The organism is Massilia sp. Root351, from assembly GCF_001425045.1.
Classification (GTDB): domain Bacteria; phylum Pseudomonadota; class Gammaproteobacteria; order Burkholderiales; family Burkholderiaceae_D; genus Rugamonas.
On the sequence record NZ_LMDJ01000002.1, the window covers coordinates 174,163 to 190,147 of the forward strand.

The 15,985-nt window shown below is 66.0% G+C and carries 10 protein-coding genes; 3 read left to right on the top strand and 7 right to left on the bottom strand.

Going from position 1 to position 15,985, the window contains the following annotated elements:
* Positions 1-110: 110 nt before the first annotated feature.
* The 3 genes from ASD15_RS05685 (at position 111) to ASD15_RS05695 (ending at position 7,445) form a co-directional block, all read left to right on the top strand.
* Positions 111-3,047 (top strand): TonB-dependent receptor, encoded by a 2,937-nt coding sequence (locus ASD15_RS05685; RefSeq protein ID WP_057153841.1) that lies wholly within the window; start codon positions 111-113, stop codon positions 3,045-3,047.
* 171 nt (positions 3,048-3,218) lie between these two features.
* Positions 3,219-6,320: a glycoside hydrolase family 2 TIM barrel-domain containing protein gene (locus tag ASD15_RS05690; RefSeq protein ID WP_057153960.1), complete on the top strand. Its 3,102-nt coding sequence runs from the start codon at positions 3,219-3,221 to the stop codon at positions 6,318-6,320.
* Between the two features lie 36 nt (positions 6,321-6,356).
* Positions 6,357-7,445, top strand: a complete 1,089-nt coding sequence (locus ASD15_RS05695; protein WP_082551592.1) for a LacI family DNA-binding transcriptional regulator — start codon at positions 6,357-6,359, stop codon at positions 7,443-7,445.
* 59 nt (positions 7,446-7,504) lie between these two features.
* Here ASD15_RS05695 and ASD15_RS05700 read toward each other — a convergent pair whose 3' ends face one another.
* Genes ASD15_RS05700 through ASD15_RS05730 form a run of 7 tightly spaced genes read right to left on the bottom strand, consistent with a single transcriptional unit; the run spans position 7,505 to position 15,949 of the window.
* Positions 7,505-8,332, bottom strand: a complete 828-nt coding sequence (locus ASD15_RS05700) for a hypothetical protein (RefSeq protein WP_057153843.1) — start codon at positions 8,330-8,332, stop codon at positions 7,505-7,507.
* Positions 8,333-8,342: 10 nt separating this feature from the next.
* Entirely contained in the window at positions 8,343-9,542 is a 1,200-nt protein-coding gene (locus tag ASD15_RS05705) for a glycoside hydrolase family 88 protein (RefSeq protein WP_082551593.1), read from the bottom strand.
* 33 nt (positions 9,543-9,575) lie between these two features.
* A complete protein-coding gene (locus ASD15_RS05710) occupies positions 9,576-10,829 on the bottom strand; it encodes an oligosaccharide MFS transporter (protein ID WP_057153845.1) in 1,254 nt (417 codons plus the stop codon).
* Between the two features lie 12 nt (positions 10,830-10,841).
* Positions 10,842-12,740, bottom strand: a complete 1,899-nt coding sequence (locus tag ASD15_RS05715; protein WP_057153846.1) for a glycoside hydrolase family 97 protein — start codon at positions 12,738-12,740, stop codon at positions 10,842-10,844.
* Entirely contained in the window at positions 12,737-13,678 is a 942-nt protein-coding gene (locus ASD15_RS05720) for a carbohydrate kinase (protein ID WP_057153847.1), read from the bottom strand. Before ASD15_RS05720 ends, ASD15_RS05715 begins: the two co-directional genes overlap by 4 nt.
* Positions 13,675-14,913, bottom strand: coding sequence for an AGE family epimerase/isomerase (locus tag ASD15_RS05725; RefSeq protein WP_057153848.1), 1,239 nt, complete (start codon positions 14,911-14,913; stop codon positions 13,675-13,677). Before ASD15_RS05725 ends, ASD15_RS05720 begins: the two co-directional genes overlap by 4 nt.
* Positions 14,914-14,923: 10 nt before the next feature.
* Positions 14,924-15,949, bottom strand: coding sequence for a hypothetical protein (locus tag ASD15_RS05730; RefSeq protein ID WP_157200830.1), 1,026 nt, complete (start codon positions 15,947-15,949; stop codon positions 14,924-14,926).
* Positions 15,950-15,985 lie beyond the last annotated feature (36 nt).

Here is a 15,985-nt window from a genome sequence, read left to right on the forward strand (position 1 = left end):
GTTATCGATAACTTGCAGCATCCGGTAGCAGGGGTAAGACCAAGAAACGAGGGACTGATTGAAGCAAGCACGCGCTGTAAAGCGCGAAACTAGAATAATTGGAGACAGAAATGAACAAGCAACTGAAGCACTCGCTGCCGATTTCCGCCATGGCGCTGGCTGTGGCACAAGGCCTGTTTGTGGCGCCATGCGCGCTGGCCCAGGACAACACCGTGGTGGTGACCGGCATCCGCGCCAGCGCCCGCTCGTCGGTGGCCATCAAGCGCGACACGATGGAGGTGGTCGATTCCATCACCGCCGAGGACATCGGCAAGCTGCCGGACCTGAACGTGGCCGAGACGATGACCCGCATCCCGGGCGTGCAGGGCTACCGCTACGGCGGCGAGGGCGCTTCGCCGGTCGGCGCCGGTTCCGGCCTGACCATCCGCGGCCTGAGCAACCAGACTGCTTCGCAAATCAATGGCCGCTCCTTCAACACCGCCGGCGGCCGTGAATTCAACATCGAGAGTGCGATCCCGGGCATGATCGCCGGCGTCGATGTGTACAAGAATCCGTCGGCCGAGCATATCGAGGGCGGCATCGGCGGGCTGGTCAACATCCGCAACCGCAACCCGAGCGATTTCAAGGGTCCGACCTTCGCGGCGTCGGTCAGCTTCAGCAACAACGATCTGGCCAAGAAGACCGATCCCGAGCTCTTCGTCATGGGCGCCAACCGCTTCGACCTGGGCGGCGGCAGCCGCATCGGCGTGATGGGGGCGGCGGTCTACCAGAAAAGCACCGGCCGTTCCGACAACAACCCGGCCAACCGGGGCGGCAGCCTGAAGCGCGCGGTGCGTGCCGACAGCGCCGAGTATGCAACGCGCGCCGCCGCCAACACGGCCAACAACCCGTCCCTGCCGATGTCGGCCTATGTCGGCCGCAACGACGTCAGCTTCCTGGACAACGTGGGCACCACCGGCGCCAACATGCCCAACCTGGCCGGCCTGACGGCGGACCAGATCGGCAACGTGATGTCGGCCACCGGCGTGACCAGCAACGTGTTCCAGGAAACCATCATGCGCGAGCGCAAGGGCCTGAACCTGGCCGCCGACTACCGCGTCAGCAACACCTTGCGTTTCTATGCCGAGGCGAACTACGTCTACTACCTGTACCACCAGAACTACCGCGGCCTGAACTCGGTGGACGGCGCCAACGTGCAGAACCTGCAGACCACGCCGTTCAATTACACTGAATCGCTGGCCAACCGCAACGTCAACGGCGGCAGCGACGACGTGCTGGTCAACAAGCGCCTGCTGAGCGGCAGCTTCCTGAATTCCGCGCTGACCAGCCTGGGCGGCGACGAGCACACGCCTTACACCACCTGGGTAGGCGCGGCTGGCGCCGAATGGAGCCCGACGGCGGACCTGGCGCTGAAGGCCGACTTCTCCTACATCAAGTCCGACAAGACCCAGGACAACCGCTCCGTGATCATGGACTCGGCGCCGGGCAAGCTGTGGTCCACCAACCGCATCGCCGACGGCGCGCCGCACCAGCTGACCTTTAACGGTCCGGACCTGGGCGACCCGGCCAACTTCGTGTTCCGTTCGTATGACAACGGCACCAACCAGAGCTGGGACGACAGCGGCCACGCCACCGCGCTGAGCGGCGCCTACAGCCTGGATGCGGGCCCGTTCAACAAGCTCAAGTTCGGCACCCGCTACGCCCACATGGATAGCCTGTACAAGAACTACCGCTTCACCGGCAAGCCGCTGACCACCGACGGCCTGGCCCTGACGGCCAACCGCTCGAACGCCATCTACGCCTCGTCCATGCCCGGCGTGATCCAGAACGCGCCGACCAACTTCATGGGCGGCGACGCGGGCTACGCCGGCGGCTTCGCCGTCTATTCGCCGGACGCCCTGCTGGGCAACGGCGTGCAGACCGCCTTCCCGAAAGCGGGCATTGCGCAGGACGGCGCCTATCCTGAAATCGCCGCCGACCGCCGCTACGTCGAAGAGAACACGCTGGCCGGCTACCTGGTGGGCGAATTCTCGGCGCTGGACGACCGGCTCAAGGGCAATGTCGGCGTGCGCGTGGTGCGCACTTCCGGCGAGGCCGTGGCGCGCGTGGTGGGCTTGAACGGTTCGCTGGTGGATGTGGTCGGCAAAACCCGCTACACCAACGCTCTGCCGTCGTTCAACGCCACTTACGACATCACCAAGGAACAGCTGGTGCGCTTCGCCTATGGCCGCGGCTTGACCCGCGCCGGCATCGGCGACCTGAATCCGTCCATCAGCGGCGTAAACACCGCCAACGGCACGGCCAACGTCGGCAATCCGGAACTGCGTCCGCTGGTGGCGGACAGCTTCGACCTGTCGCTGGAACACTACTTCAACAAGACCAACTACGCCTCGGTTGCCGTGTTCGACAAGGAGATCGATGGCTTCTTCAATTCGCTGATCTCGTGCCAGACGCTGGACGCCGCCATCGCCGCGCCTTACACCGGCCCGGCCAACGGCTGCTCGGGCGGCCAGTACTCGGTCAGCAAGCGCGTCAACGCTGAAAAAGGCTATGCGCGCGGCGTGGAAGTGGCGGGCCAGTACTTCTTCGACAGCTCGGCGGGCTTCCTGCAGAACTTCGGCGTGTCCGGTTCGTACACCTTCGTGAAGACCTCCAATCCGCTCAACTTCGGCACGGCCGCGGCGCCGAACGTGGTGAGCATGCCACAGCCGTTCCAGTCCAAGCACAGCTACAGCCTGTCCGGCATGTATGAGGACAAGAAGCTGTCGGCTCGCCTGGCCTACACATGGCGTTCGATGTCGCTGTTTAATGATGTTGCGGTCAACCCGATCGACAGCCGTTCCATCGACGCCTACGGCATCCTGGACGGTTCGGTCAACTATGAAATCGCCGACAACCTGACGCTGTCGTTCAACGTCAAGAACATCACCGACAAGGCGCTGCACCGCTACATCGGCGAGCCATCGCACAAGACCGGCATCGAGTTGCAGCACTATGGCAACGGCCGCACCTTCGTTCTCGGCCTGCGTTACAAATTTGGCCAGTAATATCTGGTAGTCTGCACGTACAAATGGATGGACGGCTTCGGCCCTCCATCCATTTGTCCAATTTGATCATGGATGTGATCAAGAATTTGATCACCAGTTGATCTCCAGTCGAACCCTTTGAATAAAAAGCCCATGCCCAAGCAACTTAGCCCGATCGCCTTAGCCGTTTTCATGCTGTGTTCCACCCTGGCGCCGCACGCCGCAGCGCAGCAGCCCGCGCAATCCGTGCCCGAATGGGAACAGCCCGAAGTCTTCGCCGTGAACCGCGAACCGATGAAGACCACCTTCTTCAACTTCGAAACGCGCGAGCAGGCGATCAAGGGCGACATGGCGGCTTCGAAGTACTACCGCTCGCTGGACGGCGCCTGGGCCTTCGCCTACTCGCCCACACCGGAAGCGCGGCCGGTGCGCTTCTACGAACCGGGCTATGACGTCAGCGGCTGGAAGTCGATCCAGGTGCCGGGCATGATACAGGCGCAGGGTTACGGCCTGCCGGTGTTCACCAACATCCAGTACCCGTTCCCGATGAACGAGCCTTTCATCCCGCACGGCATGAACGAAGTGGGCTCCTACAGGCGCGACTTCGAGGTGCCGGCCAATTGGGACGGACGCGACGTGTTCCTGCATATCGGCGCGGCCGGCGCGGCCTACTACGTATGGGTCAACGGCCAGAAGGTGGGCTACTCGGAGGACTCCAAGCTGCCGTCCGAGTTCGAACTGAGCCGCTACGTCAAGCCGGGCAGGAACACCATCGCCATCGAAGTCTACCGCTGGGCCGATGGCTCCTACCTGGAGGACCAGGACTTCTGGCGCGTGTCCGGCATCGAGCGCAGCGTGTACGTCTACGCCGAGCCAAAATCGCGCCTGCGCGACTACCGCGTGACGGCGCTGCTCGACAAGCAGCGCTACGCGGACGGCGAGTTCACCCTCCAGGCCGACATGGCCGGCCTGCCGGCCAGGGGCGAAATCGCGGTGACCGTGTACGATGGCGAACGTACGGTGCTGAGCGGGAAGGGCGCCGTCGCCGACGGCCGCGCCGCGCCGGTCACGGGGGTGATCAAGAACGTCAAGCCGTGGTCGGCCGAGACGCCCAAGCTGTACCGCATGGTGGTGGAATACAAGGGGGCCGACGGCGCGCTGCTGTCGGCCACCTCGAGCCGGATTGGCTTCCGCACGGTGGAAGTGAAGGATGGCGAAGTGCGCGTGAACGGCAAGCGCGTCATGATCAAGGGCATGAACCGGCACGAGCACGACCCGGTCACCTACCGCGTGATGTCGATGGAGTCCATGCGCAAGGACATGGAGCTGATGAAGCAGGCCAATGTCAACGCCGTGCGGACCTCGCACTATCCGAACGATCCGCGCTGGTACGATCTGGCCGACGAGTACGGCATGTATGTGTTCGACGAAGCCAATATCGAAACCCACGGCTACATGGAAGCCGGCGACAAGGCCGGTCCGGGCAAGCGCGAGGCCATCCAGCTGGGCTACAAGCCGCATTGGAAGGCGGCCCACCTGGACCGCGTGTCGCGCATGGTGCAGCGCGACCGCAACCATCCTTCCATCATCTTCTGGTCGCTCGGGAACGAGGCCGGCACCGGCCCCAATTTCGAAAACGCTGCACAGTGGATACGCCAGAACGACAGCACCCGCCTGGTGAGCTACCTGGGCCATGGCACACTGGGCGAAGAGCACAAGCCGAACAACTACGTCGACATCTACGCGCCGATGTACGACGATATCGAGAAGATGGCGGACTACGCGCAGGACCCGCGCTACAAGCAGCCGATGATACAGTGCGAGTACGCGCACGCCATGGGCAATTCACTGGGCAACCTGGAAGATTACTGGCAGGTGATCCGCGCGCACAAGAAGCTGCAGGGCGGCTTCGTGTGGGACTGGGTCGACCAGAGCGTCTATGCCAAGGACAGCAAGGGCCGCAGCTACTGGGCTTCCGGCTTCGACCTGAATCCGGGCCACGGCGACAACAGCGTGGTCGGCGACGGCGTGGTGCGCTCGGACCGCACGCCCGACCCCGAGTACTATGAATTGCAGAAGGTCTATTCGCCGGTGGTATTCGAGGGCGATCCGAAAAGCGGCAAGCTGAAAGTGGTGAACCGCTACGACTTCAAGGACCTCTCCGAGTTCGAATTCAGCTGGACCGTGATGAACAATGGCGTTCCGGTGGCGAAAGGCACGCTGGACGGCGTGCGCGTGGCCGCAGGCGCCACCCAGGCCGTGCCGATCAAACTGCCGGCGCTCAAGCGCGCACCAGGGGTCGAATCGGTGCTGACGGTGCAGGCCCGCTACAAGGGCGCCACCACGCCCGGCGTCGCTGCCGGCAGCGTGGCCGGCTGGACCCAGTTCGTGCTGGCGCCGGCCGCAAGCGGCGCGGCGGTGGCCAAAGCCCCATCTGGCGTCAAGCCGGTGCGCACGGGCGACACCGTCACCATGTCCGCCGCCGGCGCGGTGCTGGCGGTCGATGCGCTGACCGGCCAGGTGAGCTACAGCGCGGCGGGCCAGCCTTTGCTCAGTGGCGGTACGCCGAACTTCTGGCGCGGCCTGACCGACAACGACGAGGGCACCGGCGTGCAGAAGACCCACGCCGTGTGGAAGAAATTCACCGAGGAGCGCAATGTGCGCGCCGTGACGGTGGGCGCCGGCAGCGTCAAGGTGCTGTACAGTTTCGGCGCCGGCGCGGCCCACTGGGAAACCGAGTATGCGTTGTCGCCGCAGGGCGCGCTGCGCGTGAGGGCGGCCTTCACGCCCTTGCGCGACGATCTGCCCGATCCGCTGCGCCTGGGCCTGCGCTTCAACCAGCCGGCGCGCCTGGAGAACGTGAAATGGTATGGCCGGGGGCCGCAGGAATCGTATGCCGACCGCTACACCGGCTTCCCGCTCGGCCTGTATCAGGGCAAGCTGGCCGATCAGTTCCACAGCTATATGCGTCCGCAGGAGAGCGGCAACCTGACCGGCGTGCGCTGGCTGGCGCTGCTGGACGGGCAGGGCTCGGGCCTGAAGGTGGCGGGTGAGCAGCCGCTGTCCGTCAACGCGCTGGCCTTCCCGTACGAAGACCTGTATCTGCGGCCGCGCGGCGCGTGGAAGAGTTCCGAGATCGCGCCGCATGGCGACGGTTCGCTGCTGGTGGACCTGGTGCAGGCCGGCGTGGGCGGCGATACCGGCTGGAGCCTGGACGGCCGTCCGCTGCAGAAATACCGGATCAGGCTGGAACCTGCAAGCTATAGCTTCACGGTGACGCCGGGCAGACTATAATGGTAGCCTTCCTACAAACAGCGGCAACAAGGGACAATGGCACCAGCAGCTAAACCAGCTAAACCAGCTAAACCAGCCAAGCAAGCCAAGCGAGTCGAACGCGGCAACAGCAGCGCCACCATCTATGATGTGGCGCGGGTTGCCGGCGTATCCGCCATGACGGTGTCTCGCGTCATGAACGGCAACACGCACGTCTCCGACATCACGCGGGAAAAAGTCACGGCGGCCATCGAGTCGCTGAACTACCAGGTCAACACCGCTGCCCGCGCGGCGCGCATCGGCACGCTGGGCATAGGGCTGTTGTACAGCAATCCCAGCTCGGCTTATATGAGTGCCTTCCTGGTCGGCGCCATGGACCAGTGCAGCCAGAGCGGCGGCCAGCTGATCCTGGAACGGTGCGATGACTTGCGCAGCCAGCGCAGCGCCATCGCCAAGCTGATCTCCAGCGGCGCGGATGGCATCCTGGTGCCGCCGCCGCTGTGCGATTCCAAGTCCGCCCTGAAGCAGCTCGACGAAATCGGCATGCCGACGGTGGCGATTGCGACCGGCCGTCCGGTGGCCAGCGTATCGGCCGTGCGCATCGACGACTATGAAGGCGCCTACGCCATGATGCGCCATCTGCTGTCGCTGGGGCACAAGGACATCGCCTTCATCCAGGGCGACCCGAAACACACGCCGGCGCAGCTGCGCTACAAGGCTTACGAGGACGCGATGGCTGAAGCCGGCCTGCCGGTGCGGCCGGAGCGCGTGGCGCCCGGCCTGTTCACCTACCGTTCCGGATTGGACGCGGCGCGCCAGCTGCTGGCGCAACCGACGCGGCCCACCGCCATTTTCGCCAGCAACGACGACATGGCCGCAGGCGCCATGGCGGTGGCGCACGGCATGCACCTGCAGGTGCCCGAGCAGCTCACCATCTGCGGTTTCGATGACACGCCGGTCGCCACCACGGTGTGGCCCGAGCTGACCACCATCCACCAGCCCATCGGCGACATGGCGCGTGCCGCCGTGGACCTGCTGGTGGAGCTGATCCGCCGCCGCCGCGCGGGCGAGCCGGCGATGGTGCAGCACAAGCTGCTGCCGTTCACCCTGGTCACGCGCGAATCGGCCGGCCCCATCGGCGCCTAGCATTGCGACAACGCGGCAGGGCGGGTTGGCGGGAGTTCCGCGTAACCCGCCAGACCCGCCTACAGAACGAGTATCCCCTGCAGCGACGACAGCTTGCCGGCGTCCGACCAGCCGCCCAGCAGCGTGCCCGCCGCGTCGAACTCCAGCAGCTGGCGCCCCTTGGCCCCGTTGTCCGGTCCGTGCCCCTGCCAGTTGGCCACCACCACATGTCCGTTGTCCAGCACCTGGAATGTGGCATAGAAGAAGGGCGCCACCTCCTCCCGCAGCGCCTCCGGCAGCTGGTCCGCGCCTCCGAAAGTGCCTGCCAGCTTGCCCTGCGCATCGAAGCGCGCCATGAACGCCCCATAACCGGCCGACACCAGCGTGCCGCCGTCCGCCATGCGCTGCGCCTTCCACGCGTGTTCAAAGCCCGGTGCCGCCAGCGTGCGCAGGGCGTTCAGGCCGTGGTCCGTTTCAAGGATATGATCGTTGGCGCACAGCAGATAGCTGCCGCCGGCCGGGCGCATCAGGCGCACGTAGTCGCCCTCGCGGCGCGCCGACGCGGTTTGCACCAGGTCGGGATCCAGCGTCAGGACGTTGATGCCGTTGCTGCCACCGTCGAGATCCATGCCGGTGAGCAGCGTGTCGCCGTTGTCGAGGCGGCAGGCGGCCGTGACGCCGCTCCAGCGGTCGCACGCGCGCAGCACCTCGCCGCTGGCAATGGCCAGCTCGAAAAAGCCGCGCTCGAAGCCCACCAGCGCGCGGTCCGGGCCGATGCGCTGCATGTCGCGCGCCAGCGGGAAGTCCGCCAGGCCGCGGCTCCAGCCTGCGGCCGGGTCGCTGGTGTCGATCAGGTGCAGGCGCTGGCGGCCTTCGTCTATTGCGAGAAATCGGTGTTGCAGTGTCATGCCTTGGTCCTTACCAGTATGGTTGCCAGTCGCGGGTCAGCCGCACCAGCGCTTCAAAATAAAAATAGTCGCCCCAGATGCAGCTCTCGTCCACGCCCATGCGCTGCGGCTTGTGGTACACCGCATGCTTCAGCAGGCCGCTGCCGGGAGCGCCATCGGCGATCAGGTAGCGGCTGGACAGCTCTTGCACCATGCCGCCGGCGGCGCGCTGGTAGGCGCCGCGCAGCGGATCGGCTTCCGGCAACTGGCGCGCCAGCTCCAGCAGGCCGCAGGCAGCAATGGCGGCGGCCGAACTGTCGCGCTCTTCCGGGCCGGAAGTGAAGATCAGGTCCCAGTAGGCGATGCCGTCGTCCGGCAGGCGGTTCAGGAAGTAGTTCGCCACCACCTTGGACAGGTCCAGCAGGCGCGTGTCGCCGTTGTGGCGGCATACCAGCGGAAAGCCGGAAATGCCCCAGGCCTGGCCGCGCGACCAGCACGAATCGTCCGCAAAGCCCTGGTGGGTCTTGCCGTGGCGCGGCAGCCCGGTGGCCGGGTCGAAGAAGAAGGTGTGGAAGGTCGAGCCGTCGGCGCGCACGATATGGCGCGCGGCCGCCTCGATGTGGCGGTTGGCCGCGTCGGCGAAGGCGCGTTCGCCGCTGTGCTGCGCAGCCCAGTACAGCAGCGGCAGGTTCAGGTTGCAGTCGATGATCATGCGGCCGGCCTGTTCCGGGTCGTTCAGGTCGCCCCAGGCCTGGATGATGCCGGCGCGTTCCATATAGCGCTCCAGCAGCAGCCGCGCCGCGCCCATGGCCGCTTCGGCGGCCAGTTCGCTGCCGGTGAGCTTGTGCGCGGCGATGCAGGAGAGGCTGTACAGGAAACCCAGGTCGTGGTGGTTGGTGTTGATGCGCTGCGCCTGGCGCTGGTGGAAGCTGCGCACATGCGCTTCGGCCGCCTCGCGGTAGCGGGCGGCGCCGCTGACCTCGTAGGCCAGCCACAGCATGCCGGTCCAGAAACCATTGGTCCATTCGATATTGCCCATGGCGGGATAGACCGAATTGACGCTCGATGGCGCGGGGAACGCCGTGCCGAAGTGCTCCAGGTTGCGGTCGATGGCGGCCAGCACCTGCGCGAGGGCCTGCTGCAGCGCAGCCTGGTCCGGCCGCGCTTCCCAGTGACGCGGCAGCGCACCGGACAGCGGCTCCATGGCGGCCGGGTTGAGGGATGGGGACATGCTTTGCTCCTTGTCTGTCTTGTATTGTCTTGTTTATCGGGCGCTGCCGATGGGCTGCGCATCCTTGCTGGTCTTGGCAGGGGGCCGGAACTCGGCGGGGGTCGGTTCGAGCGCCCAGATGGAGATCACCCAGAACACCAGTCCCAGCGCGGCCAGCAGCAGGTAGGTGTGCGGGAAGCCGATGGCGTCGTAGCTCATGCCGACCAGCGGCGACAACGCGGAAAGCCCCAGCGAGTGGCCGAAGCTGAAGCCGACCATGTACACGGTGGAAGCGAGCCGGTTGTCGAAGTGGCAGGCAATGTAGCGGAACACGGACACCACCAGGATAGGCAGCTCCACCGAGTGCAGCATCTTCAGCGCGGAGATGGCCAGCGGACCGTCGGCCAGGCCGGAGCCGGCGATGCGGACCAGCATGATCGACCCGGCCAGCAGCAATCCGTTCTTCGCGCCGATGCGTTTGATCAGCAGCGGCGCCAGGAACAGGCCGCCGGCCTCGATGAAGATCTGCGCCGAATTCAGATAGCTGAACATGGCAGTCCCTTCCTCAGGCGTGGGGAACAGGGAGCGGAAATAGTTCTGGAACTGCTGGTCGAAAACCAGGTAGAGGTTGGTCACGCTCAGGATGAAGACCATGAAGCGCCAGAAGTGCTTGTCCTTCATCAGGGCCAGCGCCTCGTTCAGTTGCACGCGTCCGGCGGCTTCTCCCGGGTCTTCGTCGGCGCGGGTACGCCAGACAACCAGCATGACCAGCATGAGCACGCCGGCGCTGGAGGCCAGGAAGAAGTTGATGCCCGGGTTGATATTGTAGATATTGCCCGCGAATATGGCGGCGCTGGCGAAGCCCAGCGAGCCCCACAGCCTGACGCGGCTGTATTCGAAGCCGTATTTGCGGCCGACGCGGTCGACGTACGACTCGATGGCGTAGCTGCCGGCGTAGAAGGTGATGCCCAAATACAGGCCGCCCAGCGCGGCGCCCAGGTAGATATTGGTCCTTAGCAGGGGCGCGTACACGTACAGCAGGAACAGGCCGCATAGGGAGCACAGCAAGCTCACCGTGAACAGGATGTGCTTGCGCATGCCGATGCGGTCGGAGACGTAGCCGTAGATGGGTTGCGAGATCATGGCAGCGATGAAGTTGGCGCCGAGGACGATGCCGGTTTCCGTTCCGGTCAGCTTGAGCTCCGAGCGCAGCCAGGTCGCAAGCAGCGAGATGCTCATGGCCTGCGCGAAGAAGTACACGTACACAAAGGCGCTGAGGAAGCGGTAGTGCGACTGCCTGGTGTTCATTTACTAGTCTCCTTATCTTTCCGGCGTCAGCCAGATGGCCTGGCCGCCGGACGGCGGCAGCTCGGCTTCGATGACCGAGTCTGCATTGACGCGGCGCTTGCTGATGCCGACTTTGGTTTTCGTGGGGGCGGCCGCATCGTCCGCGTAAATGGTGGCGGTGTAGCTGCGGCCCGCTTCGAGGAAGTCCAGCTTCACGCTGGCCTTGCGCGCGTCGTTGTTGGTAATGGTGCCCACGAACCAGTCCTGGCCCTTGCGGCGGGCGGTGCTGACGAACTGGCCCGGTGCGCCCTGCAGCACCTTGCTGTCGTCCCAGGTGGTTGGAATGCGGTCCCAGAATTCCAGCTCGGGCTCATTGGCCGACATCTCCGGCTTGTCGTACCAGTACAGCGTTTGCAGCGGGCTGTAGTAGATGGCGGCGAGCGCCAGCTGGTGCGCGTGCGTGGTCTTGATGCGCGGGTCGTAGTAGCAGATGGTGTAGTCCGCCGCGCCGGCCAGAAAGCGCGTGAACGGCAGCACGGTGTTGTGCGTGGCGTCCGGCATTTCCTCGTTACCGCGTATGCCTTCGGAGGTCATCAGGTTGGGCCAGGTGCGCTGCTCGCCGGTGGGGCGCCAGTCGTCGTGGATGTTGACCATCAGCCCGGCGTCCGCGGCCTGGCGCACGGCCTGTTCCAGCCACGTGGTCCAGCGGTGCGAGCCCACCTGCACGAAGCCGAACTTCACGCCTTTCACGCCCCACTGCCGGTAGGTCTTGAAGATGCTGTCGCCCTGCGCGAGCAGCGCCTGCTGGTTTACGTACAGCCACACGCCGATACCTTTGCCGGCCGCGTAGCGGATGATCTCGGGCAGGTCGAAGTCCGGGATGGCCACCTTGGTGGCATCCGACCCGAACGAGAAGGCGTGGCCATACCACTTCCAGTCGAACAGGATGTACTCCAGCTTGCGCCTGGCGGCAAAGTCGATATTGGCCTTGGCGCTGGCGGTGGTCTGCGTCATCACGCGCATGATCTTGCCGGGCTTGATCCAGTCGGCCTTGGGGATGGCGGACGGCGGGTTCAGGTTCAGGATGAAGTGGTTGTTATCCGCCAGCGCGCCTGCGGTTTCGGCCACCATGATGCCGCGCCAGGGCGTAACGAAAGGCGAGATCAGGTCGGCCGGGTCGTGCATGGCGGTGACGATGGTGTTCGGCTTGGTCTTGTGCAGCTTGAACTTGGTGCGCGAGTAGTCCACCATGTTCGCCTCCAGCAGTGCCACGTGGATGCGGCCCAGCACTTCCAGCGTCAGCGGGCGCTCCGATTCGTCCGGCCATCCAGCCAGCGGCAGCAGCCGGTAGGGCGCTTGCGCCCAGCCGTGGAACCAGGCCTTGGTCTCGACCGGGAAGGTGAACTCGGTGTTCTCCTGCACCACGCGGTAGTAGGTGCCTTTTTCGTTCTCAGGGAAGACGAAACGGAACGCCACGCCTTCGTTGTAGGCGCGCACCTCCAGCGACAGCGGATAGATCGGGTTGTCGTCCTTGACCATGTTCACCGTCATCTGGTTGTAGTGGTCGCGGATAGTGGCGCGTTCGCCGGTTTCCGGCTTCCAGGAGCTGTCGTGCGCGCCATGCCTGATGGCGGTGATGGCCAGGTTGTCGAACCACTTTGCCTGCCTGTCGACCTTGAGCGCCATCGCGCTCTCGGACAGGTGGTTGTCAAGCTGCAGGTCGAGCAGCGAGTCGAGGATGATGGTCTTGTGCTTGTAGGTGACGCGGTAGTACAGCTCGCGCTTGCCGCCAGCGTCGGCCTTCTGGTAGAACACGAAGCGCAGGTTCTGGTCCGGCGAGGCCACGCTGGCCTGGCCCGGTTGCTCGTTGACCTGTGCCGTGGCGCCCAGCGGCAGCAGCAGGGCGGCGAGGAAAAGCAGGATGGTTTTCATGCGGCGTTTTTTCCAGTTGATGAGGACATCAAGTTCGTCACTTGCTGCAAGGTGGGCGGCGTGGCGCCCGGCGCGAGGCAGGCTGCCGCACCGGCGGCGACGGCAAAGCGCAGATGCGACTGCAGTTTTTCGGCGGGCCGCCCGATGAAGCTGTAGAGCAGGGCGCCGATGCTGGCGTCGCCCGCGCCGACGGTATCCACCACTGCAATTTCCGGCGCCGGCGCCTTCCAGCAGTTGGCTCCCTGGTAAAGCTGCGCGCCGTCCGCGCCGCGTGTGTACAGGTAGATGGCGTCCGGATTCATGGCGCGCAGCTTGCCGAAGGCCAGCTCCGCGTCGCCGGTGCGGAACAGTCCGCGCAAATCCTCATCCGACACCTTGATGAGGTCAGCCAGCGCCGCCATGCGCTGCAGCACGGCGTCGTAGCGCCGGTCCATCAGGGCGCGGAAGTTGGGGTCGTAGCTGATGGACACGCCGTGCCGCTTGAGGTCCTCGGCCATTGCCAGCAGCTTGTCCGCCAGCGGTTGGCGCGCCAGGCTGATGCCGCCGAAATGCACCCAGCGCGCGCCGGCCTGCCAGCCCTGCGGCAGCAGCGCGGCGTCGAAATGCAGGTCCGCGCTGTCGTCACCGATGAAGAAGTAGTTCGGCGGATCGAGTTCGTGCACCACGGCCAGCAGGGGCGCCTTGTCCAGCTGCTGCAGGAAGCGGCCGTCCAGGCCGGCGGCGGCGTTGGCGGCGGCCAGCTGCGCGCCAAACACGTCGCGGCTGACGGCGCCGGCGAAGGCGCTCGGCACGCCCAGGCTCGCCACTACACGCGCCACGTTCCAGGTCGAGCCGCCGACCAGGCTGCGCCAGCCGTCCGGGCCGCTGCGTATCAGGTCGGTCAGGGCTTCGCCGGCGGCGACGAAGGCGGGGAAATCGGCGGAGTCCGGAGTGTTCATGGCTGGCGTCCAATAGCAGGTTCGGTAGCAAGGGCGATCACATTGAGCACCTCGTGGCAGGCGCCCATCGTATGGTAGTCGACTTTCCCGGCCGGGCTCTTCTCGGCGCTGATCTTGCGGTTGTCCGGTGTCAGGATGCGGTACCAGGCGCCGTGGCGGTGGTCCACCATGTGCTCCCAGCTGTAGGCCCAGATCCTGTCGTACCAGTCCCAATAGCGCTCGTCGCCGGTGCGCGCGGCCAGCACGGCGGCGGCGGCCAGGCTCTCGGCCTGCACCCAGAAGTATTTGTCGCCGTCGCAGATTTCGTCCTGCGGGCCGAAGCCGTAGTGGATGCCGCCGTGCTCACGGTCCCAGGCCTTCTGCAGCGCCAGGTCGAACAGCTGCGCGGCGCGCGGCGCCAGCCAGTCCGACGCGGCGGCCAGTGCATCGGCATGGCGCTCCATGATCAGCAGCAGCTTGGCCCATTCGGTGAAATGGCCGGGCTGGTAGCCCCATGGGCGGAAGATGTTGCTCTTGTCGTCGCGGTTGTAGTCCCAGTCCACCGACCAGTCGGCGCGGTAGTGCTCCCAGATCATGCCGCCGGCCAGCGCGGCCTGGCGTACCGTGATGTTGTATGCCAGCTGTTCGGCGCGGTGCAGGTAGCGCTGCTCGCCCGAGGCCTCATAGGCGGCCAGCAGGGCTTCGCAGGCGTGCATGTTGGCGTTCTGGCCGCGGTAGCCGTCCAGCACGGACCAGTCGGCGCTGGCCTGGTCGGCGTACAAGCCGTGGTCCGCCTGCCAGAAGCGGCGCTCCATCAGTGCGAAGGTCTCGTCCATCCAGCCGCGCGCTTGCTCGACGCCGGCCGCCAGCGCATGCGAGTAGGCCAGCATGACGAAGGCCAGGCCGTAGCAGTGGTTGTCGCCGTCGAGTACGCGCCTGGCGCCATCCTTCCATTCCAGCTGCCAGGCATAGCCGCCGGTGTGCGGGTCGCGGTGGGCGTTGCGCAGGAAATCCACCCCGTGGCGCACGGCGTCCAGGCAGGACGCCTCGCCGAACCGGCGGTAGGCCATGGCGTAGTTGAACACGAAACGCGTGCTGCTGACCAGATGGCGCGTGCTGCGGTCGTAGATGCTGCCGTCGTCCAGGTAGAAATGGTAGAAGCCGCCGCTGGGATCGATGCAGCGCGGGTGGTAGAACTGCATGGTGTGCGCGATGTGCGACAGCAGCATGCCGCTGGTGCGGAAATTCGGTTGCATGGTGTATTCGTCAGGATTGATCGGGCGCGGCCTGGTTCCAGGCTGCGATGCGGTATTGCGTTTGCCATGGTTGCTGCGGCGACAGCATCAGTCCCAGCCGGTCCGCCAGCGGGTGGCCGGCAGGCGCGTGCGCCACGCGGCCCAGGTCGAACAGGCTGTTGACCGGCTCGGCGCCGATGGCGAGGTGGCGGCTCATCCAGGGAAAGTGGATGCGGCCGCCGTTGCTAATCCAGAGCATCAGGTCGGGCAGCTGCGCGGTGTCCCACCACATGCCGACGCAGGCGGCGTAGTCGAGATAGTGCAGCGTGAAGGGCGCGGCGCTGCCATGGCCACCCTGCACGCCGCGCACCTGCAGCAGTTCTTCGCTGGGGCCGGGCAGTGGCAAGCGGCTCAGGTCCAGCGGGCCGTCCATGCCGGCCATGTGCGCCAGGCTGGCCGAGTGCGTGTCGGCGCGCAGGCGGGAGATGGCCCCGGGGGCGTTGGTGGGGTAACTGTGCACGCCCTCGTGCGCTCCCAGTTCGACCCGCACGCGGCCCGCCGCCGGCGGCAGGCGGAACGTGGGGTGCAGGCCGGCCGGCAGGCGCGCTTCCCGGCGCGCGTGGATGATGAGGGTGATGTCGAGCGCCGGCGCGTGCGGATCGGCGGCGATGATGCGTTCAACCCGCGCCACGGCCGATTCGTCCGGATAGTCGATCGCCAGGTGCAGGCGCTGCGGCACGGCCTCGATGCAGTGCCAGGCGTGGTTGGCGGCGTAGCCGTGGTCCCACCGGTCTTCTGCGGGGTGCGTGCGCCAGTCCGGCGGCAGGTCGTGCGGCCGGTCGGCGCGGCCGAAGGGCACGCAGGGCCATTCGCCCCGCAGGCGCTGCAGGATGCCGGGCAAGGTGTCGGCGGCCGTCATGCCGTGCCACGGCGCCACGTGCATGATGTCGACATCGCGTCCGCCGTCCAGGCGCAGCGTGACCGGGCCCAGCATGCCTCCCAGCGGCTGCACTTCGGCGCTGCCGTGCTCCCATTGCAGTCTCCACGGGCGCATCATGTGGCGCTCCCGGCGCGGCGCGGCCGGCTGCATGGC